The organism is Actinoallomurus sp. CA-150999 (assembly GCF_050942425.1).
In the GTDB taxonomy this organism is placed as follows: domain Bacteria; phylum Actinomycetota; class Actinomycetes; order Streptosporangiales; family Streptosporangiaceae; genus Actinoallomurus.
In genome coordinates this window covers 2,895,896-2,914,641 of record NZ_CP192063.1, presented here as the reverse complement: position 1 = coordinate 2,914,641, position 18,746 = coordinate 2,895,896, and the positions used below count along the sequence as shown (strand labels likewise).

Here is an 18,746-nt window from a genome sequence, read left to right as displayed (position 1 = left end):
GCCGGCTTGGTCACATGAGGGGAACGACGACATGAGCATGTTGGAAGCGGGCAAGTGGATGTGCATGGCGGCCATCGCGGAGACGATGTACGCCGCATGCGTGATCCCTGGCGCCTACCCCGCGGTCATCGAGATGGGCCTGGCGTACTCGGACCCCGGTCAGATGGACAACGCGGGCACCGACTGGAAGACGACCGCGAAACAGCTCGAGCAGGTCGGCACGAAGTTGGACGAACTGGCCAAGGGGGTGCCTGAGGACAAGTGGCAGGAGGGCGGCCGCGAGGCGTTCCAGACGGCGCTGGACAAGTACAAAGGGGAGCTGACGAAGGTTCATCAGTTCACCGATGACGTCGGCGGGATGCTGAAGATCGCCGGATACGCGTTCTTCGCGTTCGCGGTGCTCGCCTTCGCCATCGGGACGCTCCTCGCGGTGTGGGCGACCAGCATCCTGGCGACTTCGTGGACCATCATCGGCGGCGCCGCGTTGGAGGCCGCGGGCAACGCCGTCGCCGGGATCTGCGACACCGTCCTGTCCGCTTCCTGCATCAGCCTGAAGACCGCCCTGATCGCGATCGCCGGCATCATCGGCGGCGGCGTGGGGGTCTACATGTACTCCCAGCACAAGGCGATGAACCCGACGGGGAACGGCCCGGTCAACTTCCAGCAGGCGACTCTCATGCCGGCGACCCCGAACATGCCGACGAACCCGAACACGCCGACCTGATCTGCGGCATGGCCCAGCGCCGGACGGTCGTCCTTCCCGGTGCTGGGCGGATGGTCACAGTCCGAGACGTTTACGGACGGCGTCGAGTTGGCCCATGACGTCCTGCATCGTACGGTCGTAGGCGGCCTGCGCCTCCTTCACCTTGGCGACGGCGGCGTCCCGGTCACCGACGAGCTTCATCGGATTGTCCGCCTCGCCGAAGACCCCGCTCATGATCTCCGCGACCTGGCGCTGCAGGTCCTGCGCCGCCTCGTGGACCGTCGCCTTGATGGTGGCCGCGAGATCCTTGGATCCCATGCGCAGGGCCCGTGGATCGATGTCGAGATCGGTCAGCCCGCCTGCCATGGTGTACGTCGCCTTGACGCGACCCTCGGCTCCCTCCGCCTGCCCGACGAGGTCGGCCAACTGCTCCTGCATCTCCTGGACGCGCGCCATTCGTTCGTGCGCCCCGCTGAGCAGCTTGTCGACATCGATATTGGCGAAATCCCCGAAGCCTTCCACGGCATCCCCCTCTGTATTCACCCGACTGCCGATTATCGCCCTAAACACCATCCGGGCTCCACAAAACCGCACGCCCCCGGTTCCGCGGCCGCGCATCCCACCGCCGTTCGCCGCGACGAATTACCTGCCGTCGCCCGAGCCATGACGGCATGCGACGCCCCCACCGCGGATGACTCATTGCTCCCGGCGGGACACGACCACGCCGAGCATTCCCGGGCCGACATGCGCACCGATGACCGGCCCGACCTCTCCGACGTAGAGGTCGTGCAGCTGCGAAATGCGTTCCCGCAGGTGACCGGCGAGGGCGGCGGCCCGTACGGGCGCGGCCAGGTGCTGGACGGCGGCGTCGACGGGGCGGTCACCGGCGAGTTCGACGGCCAGTTCCTCCAGCCTCGCGAGCGCTCGCGAGGTGGTACGGACCTTCTCGAGCGGCGCGATGCGCCCGTCCGCGACGCGCAGCAGCGGCTTGATCATCAGTGCGGAGCCCAGGAGCGTCGCCGCCGCGCCGATCCGGCCGCCCCGGCGCAGATGCTCGAGCGTGTCGACGTAGAACAATGAGCGGGTCGCCCGGATCCGGCGTACCGCGGCGTCGGCCACGGCGTCGAGGTCGCCGCCGGCGACCGCCGCCCGGGCGGCGGCCAGGACGGAGAAGCCGAGCCCCATGCCGAGCGATCGGCTGTCCACCACGCGAACCGGGATCGGCGCCTCCTTGGCGGCCAGCCGAGCCGACTCGACGGTGCCCGACATCTCCGCGGACAGGTGGACGGACACCACCCCAGAGGCCCCCGACTCCGTCGCCTTGCGGAAGGCGTCCGCGAAGCTCTCCGGCGACGGCCGGGACGTCGTGACGGGCCGCCAGTCGCGGAACCCGTGAGCCGCCTCGACGGCCGTACGGCCCAGGCCCTCCTCGAACGTCTCCCCGCCGACGCCGACCTGCAACGGCACGACGGTGACGCCGTGCGCCGCGACCAGTTCGTCAGGGAGGTAAGCGGTGGAATCAGTGACGACCGCGACCGCTGCTGTCATACCGGGAGTGTAGGGCGGTAAGCGACATAAACGGTTGAACCTGGACGACCGCGCGTCACCGTCGTCCGAGACGTGCAACCGGGTCTCGCGAATCGCGTGCCGCTTACGCCGGATGGACCGTGGACGGCTCTTCGTGACCGCCGCCGACCTCGCCGGCGAGGTCATGCTGCACCCCAGGCGGCAGACTCGGCTCCAGCAGCCGTATGGCGACGATGGCGAGGCAGTCGATCACGCCGAGGACGACCCACGGCAGGGCGCGGTGGAGGTCGAACAGCGTGGCGAAGAACGTCGGCGCGATTATCCCGGCGATGGTGAATGAGTACTGGTAAGCGGCCATGTAGCGCCCCCTGAACTCGGGGGGAGACATCGCGGTCGCGAGCGCGATCGAGACGGGTGCGTGGAGCATTTCGGCCAGGGTGAACAGTGCCGTGGAACCGATCAGCACGGGGATCACCCAGGCGTGGCGGCCTGGGACGAGACCGGACAGCAGGAGACACCACACGGCCCACAGGGCGGCCGCGGTCATGACGGCTCGGGTGCGCCGGTAGCCGGCGAGCCGTTTGACGACGGGTGCGGCCAGGACCGAGACCAGGACGGTGTTGCCGACGAACAGCGCGGAGGTGATCCACGCCGGCCCGTGCAGGCCGGTGAGCACGAAGGTGGGCAACCCCAGGGCGAGCATCATGCTCGTCATCGCCAGGACCGTGTTGATACCGGTCAGCGCGAGGAACGGGCGGTCCCGGAGGAGCGTTCCATATCCGGACCGGGCTTGTCCGCCTTCGTGGCGGAGCCGTGGGGCGCGAACGAAGACGGTGATCGTGACGGCGGCCACGGTGAAACAGGCGGCCGCACCGTAGGCGACGGCGCGGTAGGCGACGGCTCGGCCGTCGGCCACGACGGCGCCGGTGATCAGGCCCCCCACGCCGAGCCCTACGGTGCGGGTCGTGTTGGTCCAGGCGAACCAGGAGTCGATGCTCAGCGTGGAGGTGCTCGCGTCGGCGTAGTCCGCGACCGCGGTGAAGATGCTCGACCAGAAGAACCGCGCGCCCACGGCCACCAGGCTCGCCGCGAGGAAGATGCCGACCGGGTCGTCGACCCGGGTGTAGGCGAGGTAGCCGAGCGCCTGCATGACCTGCGCGGCGACGACCAGCGGCAGCGCGCCCAGCCTGTCGGCCAGCGCACCGGCCCAGACGGGGACCGGCAGCGTGACGACGTTGGCGACGCTGATCAGGATGCCGAGGAGGCTCAGCGGCACATCGGTGAGCCGGGTGAAGAACACCAGGGACAAGGGGAGGAAGAGCCCGTTGCCGACCGAGTCGATGAGCAACGCGCCGATCAGAACGACGCCTCCGCGTGCCTTGCTCGAACCGGCCGTCTCCGAGGTCGTCTTATTGATCACGATCGCTCAGGGTATGGTCGCGCGCGGTTCCTTTGCCGAGAGCGGGCCGATCAGCGAGCGTCGGGGGACGGCTCGCCGTCCCTGGCCGTGTCCTCTTCTTCTGAGCCGGCGGCCGAGGCCGGGATGGGGCGCTGGACGCGGGAGGCCGGGGACCGACGACCGGCGATGAAGTAGAGGATGATCGCGGCGTTGAGGATCAGCGAGCCGACCGGGCTGACGAAGGCGAGCAGGGCGGCGAGCAGGTAGCACACCGGCCCGAGCAGCGACCTGCGGCGGGCCTCGCGGGCGAACTCCCGTGCGGCCGGGTGCAGCAGGTACGGCCGCGCGCACAGGTGGTTCCACAGCAAGGTGAACCAGACGGCCGACACCATGACCGACGCCGAGTAGAAAACGGCGGCCGGGACGGCGTCGTGGCCGGTGAGGTGGTTGCCGAGCGTCGCGGTCGGCAGCGGCAGGTAGGCCAGGGTGGCCAGCATGCCGAGGTTCAGGAAGAGCAGGCCACGGTCGACCCGCCGCACCTGGTGGAACATGTTGTGGTGGTGGATCCACGCGATGCCGATGACGAGGAAGCTCACGGCGTACGCCGCGAGCGCCGGCCACTCGTGACGCAGTGCCGGCCACACCTCTTCCCCGGCGGGCGGGGCCTTCACCTCGAGGATGAGGAGCGTCGCGGCGATCGCGATCACGCCGTCGCTGAACGCCGCCAGCCGTCCGGGGGCGATCGCCTCCGCCATATCCTCAGTCTCATCAACGCGCTCGGACACGACAGGCGACTCCAACGAAGAGGAACGGTGGAGCCGCATCGTACGCGCACCGGCGGGTCGCGGACTCCTGGGTTCGCCGGCCGACTCGAGCGGTGGTCCACCTCTCGGTGGTCGCCGTCACCGGACATCCGTACGTGGGATGCGGTGGGCATCCCGCCACGCCGCCGTTAGGCGGTCAGGCCGCAGCGCATCCAGGTCATAACGGGCGACGGCGTGAGTCTTTAAGAGAGGTCACCGAACACGTTACTCCCGGCGTACTGCCTCCAACGGGTGTCCTCGCCAGGGCGAGCCGAGGACACCCACCGCACGCGCGCGAGGTCGTCCGGCCGCGCGAGCCAGGGGCCTTACGGCTGGACCGGGACGCCGCCGCGCCAGACGCGCAGCGCGCGGAGACCGAAGGCCCAGGCGAACGCGCCCTCGTGGTCGGCGTCCCACAGCACGATGTCGGCGTACATGCCGGGCACGAGCGCACCCCGGTCGGAGACCCGGAGGGCGGCCGCGCCGCCGAGGGTCGCCGCGCGGAGCGCCTCGTTGACGCTGAGGCCGAACATCGCGACCGACAGGCCGATCACGAGCGGCATCGACGTGATACCGCACTGGCCGGGGTTGTGGTCGGTGCCGAGGGCCAGGGTGACGCCGCGGTCGAGCATGGCGCGGACCGGCGGGGTGCGGCCGTTGTGCAGGGCGCTGCCGGGGCAGACCGTCGCGGCGACGCCGCCGTGGTGCAGGGCCTTGATGTCGTCGTCGTTGGCCTCGGTGAGCAGGTCGGCCGAGGCGCAGCCGACCTCCGCCGCGACCTGGGCGGCGCCGACTCGCTCGTTGGCGCAGGCGTGCAGCCGCGCCTTGAGTCCGACGCGCTGGCCGGTCATGAGGAGGACGCGGGCCTCGTCCGCGGTGAAGTGGCCCTCGTCGCAGTAGACGTCGATGCTGTCGGCGCCCGCGGCGGCCGCGTCGCCGGCCCACAGGCGAACCGCCTCGATGTAGTCGCGGCGTCGGCCGAAGTACTCCGGCGGCAGCATGTGCGCGGCAAGGAACGTCGCGTGGATGCGCGGCATCGAGGGCTCTTCCTCGAGCGAGCGCAGCATCCGGACGTCGGCCAGCTCGCCGTCGCGCGTGAGGTGGTATCCGGTCTTCGCCTCGACCGTGGTCGTGCCGGCGCAGATCCACTGCCGGAGCCGCTCGCGCACGTTGTTGCAGAGCGTCCAGGGATCGGTGCCACGGGTCACGGTGACGGTGGAGGCCACTCCGCCGCCCGCCGCGACGATCTCGTTGTTGGACGACCCGCTCGTCCGCATGGCCAGCTCGGCCCAGCGGTTACCGGCGTACACCGGATGCGAGTGCGCGTCGATGAGACCCGGGGTCACCAGGCCGCCACCGAGGTTCTCGACGTGGTCGACATCGACGATGTCGTCGATGACACCGGGGACGCTCTGCGGAAGGTCCGAGGCGGGACCGGCCCAGACGATCCGGTCGTCGTGCACGAGAATGGCGGCGTTGCTGCACACATCGGTGCCGGTCCACAGCCGACCGATATTCGTCAGCAAACGCACGGTCATCGCGTCACCGCCCGATTCTGCGGTCGCGCGCCGGTGAAAGGTGTCCGGACGCCATGCAGCGGGTCACCTGCTCTCGCTCGATTACGCCGGCGGCACTGCCGACGGACCCAAGTCGGATAAGGGGTGATCAGCCGACCACCTGGAGCAACGAGCCCGGGGATATCGGTTTCGTCACCGTAGTGCACGAAAGGCCACGCTGTACAGCCTCACGCCACATACCACTCCCAAACCGCCCAGCGGCACGACTGCTACAGGTGCATTGACGATACCTCACTCCCAACCCCTCGCCGCACCGAACGACGGAATCGACAGGGGGCCGGGCTCGCCGGACGACGGGACCCGAATTCGGACCTCGCCGCCCGGCCTTACGGTCAGGCGGACGTGGTGACGTACGGGGCCACCTCGCCGGCCACACGCCGTCCGAGTACGGCTCAGCTCGCCGGTCGCGTGCCCGTCCGAGTACGGCTCCAGCTCGCCGACCGCACACGGCCAAGCGGGCATCGTGACGTACGACTCCAGCTCGCCGCCGTCAGGCGGGCATCGTGACGTGCGGCGCCGGCTCGCCGGTCGCGCGCCCGTCAGGCGGGCGTGGTCACGTACGGCTCCAGCTCGCCGGCCACGCTCGCGGGGACGCGGGCGTGGAGGGCCGTGCCGTCGGCGGTGTGCTCCTGAGAGAGCACCTCGCCGAGGTCGTGCACCCGGGCCACCAGGTCGCCGCGCTCGTACGGGACGAGGACGTGCACCTCGTGGTCGCCGCGCGGGAGCTGCTCCTCGACCGCATCGAGGAGGGCGTCCAGGCCCTGTCCGGTGCGCGCCGAGACGACGACGCTGCGCGGCTCGTGGCGCCGCAGCCGGGCCAGGGAGAGGGCGTCGGCCACGTCGGCCTTGTTGATCACGATGAGCTCGGGCACGTCGTCCGCGCCGAGCTCGCGCAGCACCTCGCGGACCGCGGCGATCTGCGCCTCCGGGGCCGCGTCGGAGCCGTCGACGACGTGCAGGATCAGGTCGGCGTCCGCGACCTCCTCCAGCGTCGAGCGGAACGCCTCCACCAGCTGGTGCGGCAGGTGACGGACGAACCCGACCGTGTCGGTGATCGTGAACGCCCGGCCGTTCGGCGTGCTCGCCCGCCGGACCGTGGGGTCCAGGGTGGCGAACAGCGCGTTCTCGACGAGGACGCCGGCGCCGGTGACGCGGTTGAGCAGGCTGGACTTGCCGGCGTTGGTGTAGCCGGCGATCGCCACCGAGGGGACCTGGCGGGTGCGCCGCCGGGACCGCTTCGTGTCGCGGGCCTTGCCCATCTCGTTGATCTGGCGGCGCAGGCGGGCCATGCGGGACCGGATCCGCCGCCGGTCAAGCTCGATCTTGGTCTCACCGGGGCCACGGCCACCGATGCCGACGCCGCCGGCGGCGCGGCCGCCGACCTGCCGGGACAGGTTGCCACCCCAGCCGCGGAGGCGGGGAAGGAGGTAGTCGAGCTGGGCCAGCTCGACCTGCGCCTTGCCCTCACGGCTACTGGCGTGCTGGGCGAAGATGTCGAGGATCAGGGCGGTCCGGTCGATCACCTTGACCTGGACGATCTCCTCCAGCTGGCGGAGCTGGCTCGGGGTCAGCTCGCCGTCGCAGATCACGGTGTCGGCGCCGGTGGAGATCACGACGTCGCGCAGCTCGGCCGCCTTGCCGGACCCGATGTAGGTCGCCGGGTCGGGCTTGGAACGCCGCTGGACCATGCCCTCGAGGACATCGGATCCGGCGGTCTCGGCCAGGAGCGCGAGCTCGCGGAGGGAGTTCTCGGCCTGAGCCTCGTCGCCGTCGGTCCAGACCCCGATGAGGACCACGCGCTCCAGTCGCAGGGCGCGGTATTCGACCTCGGTGACGTCGCTGAGCTCCGTCGACAGGCCGGCCACACGCCGCAGCGCCTGGCGCTCCTCCAGGTCCAGCTCGCCGGTCAGCGGCGTCTGCTCTGGCTCTTCGTAAGGAAAGTTCGTCATGTTCCCCCATGTCAACGCCGGAACGTCGCCGGATCTTCCCTGATGCTGCCATGGCCGGGCCCCGAGCACACCTGCTTATTCCGGGCACGGCCGTGTCCGGCCCGGAATGACCGTTCCCCACCGGGGCAGGGATATCCCTGCGCGCCCGCCGACGTGGAGACGCCCCTCGTCCTCACCAGGGCCGGGAAACCCCGGCGCCGGTGGCCGGGCTCACCGTTGACCGAGCTACGGCGATCTTAATATCGTTTCCATTAAGCAGAAGAATAATTTCACTATACGAAAGGTGGCCTCGATGCCCGGACTTGCCGGCGTGGAGCTGACCGGCCCCGCCCACGAGCGCTACGACGAGATCCTCACGCCCGAGGCGCTGGGCTTCCTCGCCGCCCTGCAGCGGGAATGCGGCGCCCGCCGCAAAGAGCTGCTGCACAGGCGCGCCGAGCGTCAGGAGGAGCTGACCCGCGGCGGCACGCTGGACTTCCTGCCGGACACGGCGGGCGTCCGCCACGACGACTCCTGGCGGGTCGCCGAGCCGGCGCCGGGCCTTGAGGACCGCCGCGTCGAGATCACCGGCCCGACCGACCGGAAGATGACCATCAACGCGCTCAACTCCGGCGCGAAGGTGTGGCTGGCCGACTTCGAGGACGCCAACACGCCTCTGTGGGAGAACATGGTCGGCGGCCAGCTCAACCTCCGCGACGCGCTCGACCGCACCATCGACTTCGAGACGGGCGGCAAGTCGTACCGCCTCAAGCCGGACGAGGAGCTCGCCACCATCGTCGTCCGCCCGCGCGGCTGGCACCTGGACGAGAAGCACGTCCTCGTCGACGGCGAGCGCATGTCGGGCTCGCTGTTCGACTTCGGCCTCTACTTCTTCCACTGCGCGCGGCGGCAGCTCGCCAAGGGCAAGGGACCGTACTTCTACCTGCCGAAGATGGAGAGCCACCTGGAGGCGCGTCTCTGGAACAACGCCTTCAACCTCGCACAGGACCTCCTGGAGATCCCGCGCGGCACGATCCGGGCCACCGTCCTCATCGAGACGATCCCGGCGGCGTTCGAGATGGAGGAGATCCTCTACGAGCTGCGGGACCACTCCGCGGGGCTGAACGCCGGCCGCTGGGACTACCTGTTCTCCGTCATCAAGAAGTTCCGCGCCCGCGGCCGGCAGTTCCTGCTCCCGGAGCGCAACGCGATCACGATGACGGCACCGTTCATGCGCGCCTACACCGAGCTGCTCGTCCGCACGTGCCACAAGCGCGGCGCGCACGCGATCGGCGGCATGGCCGCGTTCATCCCGTCCCGCCGCGACGAGGAGGTCAACAAGGCCGCGTTCGAGAAGGTCCGGGCCGACAAGACCCGCGAGAGCAACGACGGCTTCGACGGCTCCTGGGTCGCCCACCCCGACCTGGTCCCGGTCTGCCGGGAGATCTTCGACGGAGTCCTCGGCGACCGGCCGAACCAGCTGGGCCGGCTCCGCGAGGAGGTCTCCGTCTCGGCCTCGGACCTGCTCGCCGTCGACAAGACCCCCGGCGAGATCACCGAGGCGGGGCTGCGCAACAACATCAGTGTCGGCCTGCAGTACATCGCCACCTGGCTCGGCGGCAACGGCGCGGTCGCCATCTTCAACCTGATGGAGGACGCCGCGACCGCCGAGATCTCCCGCTCGCAGATCTGGCAGTGGATCCACAACGACGTGAACCTCGCCGAAGGACCCAAGATCACCCGTGACCTGGTGGAACGGCTCATCGAGGAGGAGCTCGGCAAGATCCGCGAGTCGTACGGCGACGCGTTCGACGAGCAGCGGTTCGCCGAGGCGGTGAGCCTGTTCAAGGAGGTGGCGCTCGCCGACGACTACGCCGACTTCCTCACCCTCCCGGCATACGAACGCATGCCGTGACCCTCGCCGATCTTCGAAAAAAGAGTGAGTATGGGTGGTATGGCACGGCTTGACGCGCTCGCGGACCGGCTCAGCAAGATCGTCGGCGCGGGGAGCGTCCTGACGGATCCGGCCGAGCTGGCGACGTACGACTGCGACGGCCTGACCTACCACCGCGCCACACCGGGGATCGTGGTGCTGCCGGACACCGCCGAGCAGATCGCGGCGATCGTCCGGGCCTGCGCGGCGGACGGCGTTCCGTACGTCGCGCGCGGCTCGGGCACCGGCCTGTCCGGCGGCGCGCTCCCCCGTACGGACGGCGTGCTGATCGTGACCTCCAGGATGCGGCGCGTCCTGGAGGTCGACGCGGCCAACCAGCGCGCGGTCGTCGAGCCCGGCGTGATCAACCTCGACGTGACCCGGGCCGCGCGGCCGTACGGCTACTACTTCGCCCCCGACCCGTCGAGCCAGCAGGTCTGCTCGATCGGCGGCAACGTCGCGGAGAACTCCGGCGGCGCGCACTGCCTGAAGTACGGCTTCACCGTCAACCACGTCCTGGCGTGCGAGATCGTCACCCCGGACGGAGAGATCGTCGACCTGACCGAGGGCCCCGGCTACGACCTGCTCGGCGCGTTCGTCGGCTCGGAGGGCACCCTCGGCATCACCACCAAGGTCACCGTACGGCTGACGCGCCTGCCAGAGACCGTGCAGACGCTGCTGGCCGGGTTCGACACGATCGAGCACGCCGGCGAGGCGGTCTCGGCGATCATCGCGGCCGGGGTCGTGCCCGCCGCGATCGAGATGATGGACGCCCTGTCCATCGAGGCCGCCGAGGCGGCCGTGCGCTGCGGCTACCCGCCGGGCGCGGGCGCGGTGCTCATCGTCGAGCTGGACGGGCCGGCCTCGGAGGTGGACGCGCAGTTCGCCCGGGTGAAGGAGCTGTGCGGGCAGGCGTTCGAGATCCGCGTCGCCGCCGACGACACCGAGCGCGGGCTGATCTGGCGGGGCCGCAAGTCGGCGTTCGCCGCCGTCGGGCGGATCAGCCCGGACTACATCGTGCAGGACGGCGTCATCCCCCGCACGACGCTGCCGGAGGTCCTCGCGCGGATCGACGCGCTCTCCCGCGAGCACGGCGTGCGCGTCGCGAACGTCTTCCACGCCGGCGACGGCAACCTCCACCCGCTCGTGCTGTTCGACGGCGCGGAGCCGGGCGCGGGCGAGCGTGCCGAGGAGGTCTCGGGGAAGATCCTCGACCTGTGCATCGAACACGGCGGGTCGATCACCGGCGAGCACGGCGTGGGGATCGACAAGGCCAAGCACATGCCCCGGATGTTCACCGGCGAGGACCTGGACACGATGCAGATGGTGCGGTGCGCCTTCGACCCGGCGGGACTGTGCAATCCGGGCAAGGTGTACCCCACGCCCCGGCTGTGCGGCGAGGTCCCCGGCCGGCGCACGGGGGTGCATCCGCTGGTCGAGAGCGGGAAGGCGGACCTGTTCTGATGAAGGCCCTGGACGCCCTGGCGAAGGCGTGCGAGGTCCGCCCGGGCGAGGCGGCCGACGCCGTGCCGAGCGTCCCGCCGCCACGCATCACGTCTCCAGGCATCCCGCCGTCAGGCGCCACGTCCCCGGGCGTCCCGCCGTCAGGCCTCACGTCTCCAGGCGTCACGCCGCCGAGCGCCACGTCCCCAGGCGTCACGTCGGCGGGCGTCACGCCTGCGTACGTCGCCGCGCCCGCGACGGTCGCCGAGGCGGCCGACCTGATGCGTACGGCGGCCGAGCACGGGCTCACCGTCGTGCCGCGCGGCGCGGGCACCAAGCTGCACTGGGGCGCGCCGCCGGACGGCTGCGACCTGCTCGTCGACACCCGCCGGCTCGGCCGGATCGTCGAGCACGCCGCCGGAGACCTCGTCGTCAAGGCCGAGGCGGGCCTCCCCCTGGACGACCTGCGCGACGTCCTGTCGGGTGCCGACCAGCAGCTCGCCCTCGATCTCCTGCCGCCGGGCGGCACCGTAGGCGGCGTCCTGGCGACCGGCGTCGCCGGGCCGCGCCGCCTGCTGTACGGATCCGCCCGCGACCTGCTGATCGGCATCACCGTCGTCCGCGCCGACGGCGTCGTCGCGCACGCGGGCGGCAAGGTCGTCAAGAACGTCGCCGGGTACGACCTCGGCAAGCTCTTCACCGGCTCGTACGGGACGCTCGGCCTGATCGTCGAGGCCGCGTTCCGGCTGCATCCGCTGCCGCGCGCGACCGCGTACGTCTCGGCCACGGCCGCCGATCCCGCCCAGGCCCTCCAGATGGCCCAGGCCGTGCTGCACTCGACGCTGGTCCCCGCCGCGATCGAGGTGGACGGCCCCGATCCGATCACCGTCGCGGTCCTGCTCGAAGGGGTGCCCGACGGGGTGCCGCCCCGGGCGGAGGCGGCACGGAGCCTCATCGGCGGCCGGATCGACGACGGCCCGCCCGGATGGTGGGCCCGCCTCCCCGACGGCGAGGTCCTGGCCGAGGTCCGGGCGCTGCCGACCGCCCTCCCGGACCTGTTCGCCGAGCTACCGGACGGCCGGGCGCGGATCCGCGGCTCGGCCGGGCGCGGGGTTTGGCACGCGGCCCTGCCCGCCGACGGCGCGGACGAGGCGCTCACGCGGCTACGCCGCCACGGCACCGCCGTCGCGCTCGCGGCGCCGCCGGGCGTACGGCTCGATCGGTGGGGGCCGATTCCGGCGCTGCCGCTGATGCGCCGCGTCAAGGACCAGTTCGATCCCGGGCACCGCCTGGCGCCGGGCCGGTTCGCAGGAGGGATCTGATGGAGGAGTTCCGGGAGCTGCTGGACGACTGCGTGCACTGCGGGTTCTGCCTGCCGACCTGCCCGACGTACGTGCTGTGGGGCGAGGAGATGGACTCCCCGCGCGGCCGCATCCACCTCATGGACCAGCTCGATCGCGGCGGTCCGCTGACCGCGTCGACCGTCGAGCACTTCGACCGCTGTCTCGGCTGCATGGCCTGCGTGACGGCGTGCCCGTCCGGGGTCCAATACGACCGGCTCATCGAGATGACGCGGGCGCGGGTCGAGGACGACCACCCCCGGTCGCGCGGGGATCGGCTGCTGCGCGAGGCGATCTTCGCGGTGTTCCCCTATCCGCGGCGGCTGCGGGCGCTGCGCGGGCCGCTGCGCGCGTACCGCCGGCTGAACCTGAACGTGACACCCCTGCTCGAACGGATCTCCCCAACGCTCGCCGCGATGGAACGCCTGACGCCGCCGCCCGCCCGGCACGTCCGCCTGCCCGAGCGGGTCCCCGCCCGGGGCGAGCGCCGCGCCGTCGTCGGGATGCTCACCGGGTGCGTGCAGCGGGAGTTCTTCCCCGGCGTCAACGCCGCGACCGCCCGCGTGCTCGCGATGGAGGGCTGCGACGTGGTCCTCCCGAAGGGCCAGGGCTGCTGCGGGGCGCTGTCGCTGCACACCGGACGGGACGAGGAGGCCAGGGCCTTCGCCCGCGCGACGATCGAGACGTTCGCGGACGTCGACGTCGTCGTGGTCAACTCCGCCGGGTGCGGGTCGGCGATGAAGGACTACGGCGCGGTGTTCGCCGGCGACGCGGAGTGGGCCGAGCGCGCCGCCGCGTTCTCGGCGAAGACGCGGGACCTCGCGGAGTTCCTGGCCGACCTGGGCCCGCGCGCCACCCGCCACCCTCTGGAACTGGCGGTCGCCTACCACGACGCGTGCCACCTCGCGCACGCGCAGGGCGTCCGCGCGCAGCCCAGGCGGCTGCTCGGCGACATCCCCGGGCTGGAGGTCCGGGAGGTCGCCGACCCGGAGATCTGCTGCGGATCCGCCGGGGTGTACAACCTGCTGCGGCCGGAGGCGGCGGGCGAGCTGGGCGACCGGAAGGCGCGGAACGTCGCGGCCACCGGCGCGGACCTGCTCGTCGCCGCGAACCCCGGCTGCACTCTGCAGATCACCACCGCCCTGCGCAGGCAGGGTGCGGATCTCCCGGTGGCCCATACGGCGGAGGTCCTGGACGCGTCCATTCGGGGGATCGGCAAGGAGTCATTCCTCTCCCGGAGGTGAGCGTTGTTCCAGCAAGTGCTCGATCCCGTCGCCCATTCCCTCGCCTGGAGTTCACTGGTCGCCGCGCTGCCGCTGCTCACGCTGTTCGTGCTGCTCGGCGTCGTGCGCATGCGGGCGTGGACGGCCTCGCTCGTCGCCCTCGCCGTCGCGCTGGCCGTGGCGATCTGGGCGTACGGGATGCCGGTCGGCCAGGCGGCCCTGGCCGGGACGGAGGGGGCGGCGTTCGGCCTGTTCCCGATCCTGTGGATCGTGATCAACGCGATCTGGGTCTACACGATGACCGTGGAGACCGGCCACTTCGACGTGCTGCGGCGGTCGTTCGCGCGGGTCAGCGACGACCAGCGGATCCAGGCGATCATCATCGCGTTCTCGTTCGGGGCGCTGCTGGAGGCGCTCGCCGGGTTCGGCACGCCGGTCGCGGTCACGTCGGTGATGCTCATCGCGCTGGGCTTCCGGCCGCTGAAGGCGGCGGTGCTGGCGCTGACCGCGAACACCGCGCCGGTGGCGTTCGGGGCGATGGCCACGCCGATCCTGACGCTCGGAAAGGTGACGTCGCAGTCCAGTGACACGCTCGGCGCGATGGTCGGGCGGCAGACGCCGATCCTCGCGCTGTTCGTGCCGCTGATCCTGGTGAGCATCGTCGACGGGCGCCGTGGCGTCCGGGAGACCTGGCCGGCCGCGCTCGGCTGCGGAATCGCCTTCTCGGTCGCGCAGTACGTGACGTCGAACTTCATCTCCGTGCCGCTGGCCGACGTGGTCGCCTCCCTGGTGTCCGCGGCGACCGTGGTGGCGATCGTCCGGCCGCGCCTGCGGCCGGAGAGGCAGGCGGTGGTGGCGGGCGGCGCGGCGGACGAGCCGACGCCGGAGTTCGCCGGGCGCGTGGCCCACCCGGACGACCCGCGGGAGGTCCTGCGGGCCTACCTGCCGTACGCGACCATCATTCTGGTCTTCGTCGTGTGCCAGATAACGGCGATCAAGAACGCCATCGACAAGGCGACGCAGCCGGTGCACTGGCCGGGCCTGCACCTGGTGAACGCGGCGGGCAAACCGCTGTCCCTGCCGACCTTCACGCTGAACTACCTGACGACTCCGGGCACCCAGATGCTGGCCGCCGGACTGCTCACCATGATCATTTTGCGGATTTCGGTCCGCCGCGCGCTGCGTGCCTATCGGGACACGTTGGTGCAACTACGGTGGGCCATCCTCACCGTCACGCTCGTTCTGGCGCTGGCCTTCGTGATGAACGCGTCCGGGCAGACGATCACATTGGGCACCTGGATGGCGGGCGCCGGAGGGTTCTTCGCGTTCCTCTCCCCCGTCCTCGGCTGGCTCGGCACCGCCGTGACCGGCTCCGACACCTCCTCCAACTCGCTGTTCGGCGCGCTCCAGGTCGCCGCCGCGGGCAAGGCCCACCTGTCCCCGGTGCTGCTGGCGGCCGCCAACAGTTCCGGCGGCGTGCTCGGCAAAATGGTCTCGCCGCAGAATCTGGCGATCGCCGCCGCGGCGGTCGGGCTGGACGGCCGGGAGGGCGACATCTTCCGCCGAGTGATCATTTGGAGTCTCGTCTTTCTCGGTGGGATGTGCGTCCTCGTCCTTTTGCAAGCGAACGCCATTCTGGACTGGATGGTGCCCTGACCCATCTGTCATCGCTGCGGTAATTCTCCCCTTCGACACACTTTGCTATCTTTCAACCTCATCAATCGCGCGGCGCGGGCCCCATGGCCCGCCCCGCGTACCGTTGGGGGGCCGGAAGATCAATGCCAGCGAGCCACCGCTCACACCGGCGTAAGAAGGCCAGGAACACCGCCCGCCTCGCCATCGCGGGCGGTGTCACGGGCGTCGCCGGAGTGGTCGCCGTCGCCGGATTGATGTTCACTCTCCGGTCGCACGGAAGCCGAACCGAGGACGAGCCGAGCACCATGGCGGCCACCACGAACGCCGCCGGGGCGCGGCCCGCGCACCGTCGTACGCTCGCCCAGCTCAAGCTCGGCCCGAAGCTCGACCTGTCCACCCCTGACGGCTACCTCTACGACATCGCCGCGGTCGGGGCCGGCACCGCCGACAAACCGCTCTCCGGCACCAAGACGCCGCCGCCGGAGGGCGCGACCCTCGCCTACGTCGACTACGTCATCACCAACAGCGGCACCGATCCCGCGCTGCTCGACTTTCCGGCCGACCTGTTCGTCAAGCGCTCGGCCCTCCCCGACAGCGTCGCGGCCACGGGCCGGTGCATGCCGCAGCCGGGCGCGCCCTCGGACATGTGCACACTGCCCGACAGCACCGAGGTCATCGACACGCTCGGGTTCGCGCCGCCCAAGTCGCAGGAGGGCGACCAGTACATCCCGGCGGGAGCGAGCTACCTGGTCAGGGTCGCCACCGACATGGGCGTCAAGAAGGAGACCCAGCCGGGCGACATCGGGCTGTACGTCTGGAACCCGCGCTTCGTCGCCAACCGCCAGGCCGTCCAGGTCGAGCTCCCCTGATCCCTCTGAGAGTTCCATGAGAAATACGTCCCGTCACCGGCCGCGCCGGTCGCCCACCCGCTGACCCCCGGTACCGTCGGATCGTGCGCATCCTGGTCGTGGACGACGAACCCGCCGTCCGAGAGTCGCTCGCCAGCAGCCTCGCCTTCGAGGACTACGAGGTCGAGACCGCCGTCGACGGGCTTGACGCCCTGGAGAAGCTGGACGCCGTCAAGCCCGACCTCGTCCTGCTCGACATCCTCATGCCCCGCCTCGACGGCCTCACCACCTGCCGTCGGCTCCGTGCCCGGGGAGAGGCCGTCCCCGTGCTCATGCTGACCGCCCGGGACACCATCGGCGACCGGGTCACCGGCCTCGACGCGGGCGCCGACGACTACCTCGTCAAGCCGTTCGAGCTCGACGAGCTCCTCGCCCGGGTCCGCGCGCTGCTGCGGCGCAGCGTGCTCACCGCACGCTCGGCGGACCCCGGCGACGTCATGGAGTACGCCGGCGTCCGGATGAACACCCTCACCCGGGAGGTCACCCGCGACGGCCGCGGCCTCGACCTGACCCGTACGGAGTACACCCTCCTGGAGATGTTCCTGTCGCACCCGCGCCAGGTGCTCACCCGCGAGCAGATCCTCGAGACGGTGTGGGGCTTCGACTTCGAGCCCGCGTCCAACTCCCTCGACGTCTACGTGATGTACCTGCGGCGCAAGATGGGCGATCCGCGCCTCATCCACACCGTGCGCGGCGTCGGATACGTCCTGCGGGAACCATGATCAAGCGATTGTCGCTGCGCGCCCGGCTGGCCGTGCTGACGAGCCTCGCCGTAGCCGTCGCCGTCGCGGCCTGCGCCCTCGGCTGCTGGTTCATCGTCCACAAGCAGCTCATCGAACAGCTCGACCAGTCGCTGTCCGGACCCCGGACCGGCTTCGGGCCACCGGGCCTCCACGGCCCACCACACCGGCCGATCGGCTCGGTCGCGGACATCTGCCGGCAGACCGACAACGGCGGCAATGACCCGGGCCGAGACTTCGTGCCCACGATGCAGGTCGTGTGGGCCAACGGCACGTCCTGCAACCCGCAGGACACCACCGACCCGCTCGTCCGGACCGCCAGCGACCTGGACGTCGCCAACGGCCGGCGCAACGTGGTGGTCCGGGACGGCCACACCGAGAGCGGCGTCGCCATGCGGGTCTTCACCCGGCACGACGCGGAGGGCGCGGCGGTGTCCATCGCCAAGCCGCTGGGCCCGGTCAACGAGAAACTCGACAGCCTTGCCGTCGTACTGGTCATCGTCTCCGCCGTCGGCGTGGTCGGCGCGGCCACCGCCGGCCTGCTCATCGCCCGCGCCGGGCTGCGGCCGGTGGACCGGCTCACCGGCGCGGTGGAGCACATCGCCCGCACCGAGGACCTGGCCACCACGATCCCCGCCGACGGCCACGACGAGATCGCCCGGCTGAGCCGGTCGTTCAACAGCATGACCCGCGCGCTCGCCAGCGCCCGCGAACGCCAGCAGCAGCTGATCGTCGACGCCGGGCACGAGCTGCGCACGCCGCTGACCAGCCTGCGCACCAACATCGACCTGATGCTGCGCAGCGAGACCACCGGCCGGCCGCTGCCCGCCGCCGACAAGCAGCGGCTCCTCACCAACGTCAAGGCACAGCTGCTCGAACTGTCCCACCTGGTCGGCGACCTGCTCGATCTGTCCCGGCCCGAGTCCGCCACCGGCGTCCGGGTCGAAGAGGACGTCGCCCTGCACGAGGTCGTCGACAAGGCCGTACGCCGCGCGCGGCTGCGCGGACCCGGCCTGAACGTCGACGCGGTCGTCTCCCCTTGGCACGTCCGCGGCGACGCCCCCTCCCTCGAGCGGGCGGTGGTGAACCTCCTCGACAACGCCGTGAAGTTCAGCCCGCCGGACGGCACCATCGCCGTACGGCTGGACGGCGGCGAACTCACCGTACGAGACCACGGTCCGGGCATCCCGCCCGAAGACCTGCCGTACGTCTTCGACCGCTTCTGGCGCTCCCCGTCCGCCCGCGGCCTGCCCGGCTCGGGCCTGGGCCTGGCGATCGTGGCCCGCGCGGTCGCCGAGGCCCGCGGCGAGGTCCGGCTGGGCCCCGCGGACGGCGGCGGCACCCTGGCCTGGCTCCGGCTCCCGGGCCACGCGGCCCCGCCGGACGGCACCGGGCCGGACCACGACGAGCCCTGGATCGGCGCCGCGAACGCCGGCGACCGCGCCGTCGACGCCGACCCCAGGCGATAGCCGACCCCCGGACGCCCGACGGCGCCGAACCGGGCGACGACGAGCCGTGGGTCGGCGCCGCGAACTCGGGCGACCGCGCCGGCGGGGAAGACGTCGGCCGCCGAGGCTGGGCGTGTCT

The 18,746-nt window shown here is 71.2% G+C and carries 15 protein-coding genes; 9 read left to right on the top strand and 6 right to left on the bottom strand.

Going from position 1 to position 18,746, the window contains the following annotated elements:
* Positions 1 to 31: 31 nt before the first annotated feature.
* The gene (locus tag ACQP2O_RS13865; protein ID WP_433183895.1) at positions 32 to 724 is read left to right on the top strand and encodes a WXG100 family type VII secretion target; all 693 of its coding nucleotides are present in this window, start codon (positions 32 to 34) and stop codon (positions 722 to 724) included.
* A 54-nt stretch (positions 725 to 778) separates the two neighbouring features.
* Here ACQP2O_RS13865 and ACQP2O_RS13860 read toward each other — a convergent pair whose 3' ends face one another.
* From ACQP2O_RS13860 to hflX, 6 genes are all read right to left on the bottom strand, one after another.
* Positions 779 to 1,225 carry a YbaB/EbfC family nucleoid-associated protein gene (locus tag ACQP2O_RS13860; protein ID WP_433183893.1) on the bottom strand — a complete coding sequence of 149 codons (447 nt, stop codon included), beginning with the start codon at positions 1,223 to 1,225 and terminating at the stop codon, positions 779 to 781.
* 174 nt (positions 1,226 to 1,399) lie between these two features.
* Positions 1,400 to 2,251 carry a DegV family protein gene (locus ACQP2O_RS13855; protein ID WP_433183891.1) on the bottom strand — a complete coding sequence of 284 codons (852 nt, stop codon included), beginning with the start codon at positions 2,249 to 2,251 and terminating at the stop codon, positions 1,400 to 1,402.
* 103 nt (positions 2,252 to 2,354) lie between these two features.
* A complete protein-coding gene (locus ACQP2O_RS13850; protein ID WP_433183888.1) occupies positions 2,355 to 3,650 on the bottom strand; it encodes an MFS transporter in 1,296 nt (431 codons plus the stop codon).
* Between the two features lie 50 nt (positions 3,651 to 3,700).
* Positions 3,701 to 4,384 (bottom strand): TMEM175 family protein, encoded by a 684-nt coding sequence (locus tag ACQP2O_RS13845; RefSeq protein WP_433183885.1) that lies wholly within the window; start codon positions 4,382 to 4,384, stop codon positions 3,701 to 3,703.
* A gap of 374 nt (positions 4,385 to 4,758) precedes the next feature.
* Positions 4,759 to 5,970, bottom strand: a complete 1,212-nt coding sequence (gene hutI, locus ACQP2O_RS13840) for an imidazolonepropionase (protein WP_360891495.1) — start codon at positions 5,968 to 5,970, stop codon at positions 4,759 to 4,761.
* A gap of 578 nt (positions 5,971 to 6,548) precedes the next feature.
* Complete coding sequence (gene hflX / locus ACQP2O_RS13835; protein WP_433183882.1) at positions 6,549 to 7,958, bottom strand: GTPase HflX; 1,410 nt, start codon at positions 7,956 to 7,958, stop codon at positions 6,549 to 6,551.
* A 292-nt stretch (positions 7,959 to 8,250) separates the two neighbouring features.
* Here hflX and aceB point away from each other — a divergent pair, with 292 nt between their 5' ends.
* The 8 genes from aceB (at position 8,251) to ACQP2O_RS13795 (ending at position 18,628) form a co-directional block, all read left to right on the top strand.
* Positions 8,251 to 9,852: a malate synthase A gene (gene aceB, locus ACQP2O_RS13830; protein WP_433183880.1), complete on the top strand. Its 1,602-nt coding sequence runs from the start codon at positions 8,251 to 8,253 to the stop codon at positions 9,850 to 9,852.
* 39 nt (positions 9,853 to 9,891) lie between these two features.
* The gene (locus ACQP2O_RS13825; RefSeq protein WP_433183877.1) at positions 9,892 to 11,334 is read left to right on the top strand and encodes an FAD-linked oxidase C-terminal domain-containing protein; all 1,443 of its coding nucleotides are present in this window, start codon (positions 9,892 to 9,894) and stop codon (positions 11,332 to 11,334) included.
* Complete coding sequence (locus ACQP2O_RS13820) at positions 11,334 to 12,635, top strand: FAD-binding oxidoreductase (protein WP_433183875.1); 1,302 nt, start codon at positions 11,334 to 11,336, stop codon at positions 12,633 to 12,635. The genes ACQP2O_RS13825 and ACQP2O_RS13820 overlap by 1 nt, the downstream gene beginning before the upstream one ends.
* Entirely contained in the window at positions 12,635 to 13,897 is a 1,263-nt protein-coding gene (locus tag ACQP2O_RS13815) for a (Fe-S)-binding protein (protein WP_433183872.1), read from the top strand. The genes ACQP2O_RS13820 and ACQP2O_RS13815 overlap by 1 nt, the downstream gene beginning before the upstream one ends.
* A 3-nt stretch (positions 13,898 to 13,900) precedes the next feature.
* A complete protein-coding gene (locus ACQP2O_RS13810) occupies positions 13,901 to 15,532 on the top strand; it encodes an L-lactate permease (RefSeq protein WP_433183870.1) in 1,632 nt (543 codons plus the stop codon).
* Positions 15,533 to 15,654: 122 nt separating this feature from the next.
* Positions 15,655 to 16,380: a hypothetical protein gene (locus ACQP2O_RS13805; protein ID WP_433183867.1), complete on the top strand. Its 726-nt coding sequence runs from the start codon at positions 15,655 to 15,657 to the stop codon at positions 16,378 to 16,380.
* An 89-nt stretch (positions 16,381 to 16,469) separates the two neighbouring features.
* A complete protein-coding gene (locus ACQP2O_RS13800) occupies positions 16,470 to 17,141 on the top strand; it encodes a response regulator transcription factor (protein ID WP_433191015.1) in 672 nt (223 codons plus the stop codon).
* Entirely contained in the window at positions 17,138 to 18,628 is a 1,491-nt protein-coding gene (locus tag ACQP2O_RS13795; RefSeq protein ID WP_433183865.1) for an ATP-binding protein, read from the top strand. Before ACQP2O_RS13800 ends, ACQP2O_RS13795 begins: the two co-directional genes overlap by 4 nt.
* Positions 18,629 to 18,746 lie beyond the last annotated feature (118 nt).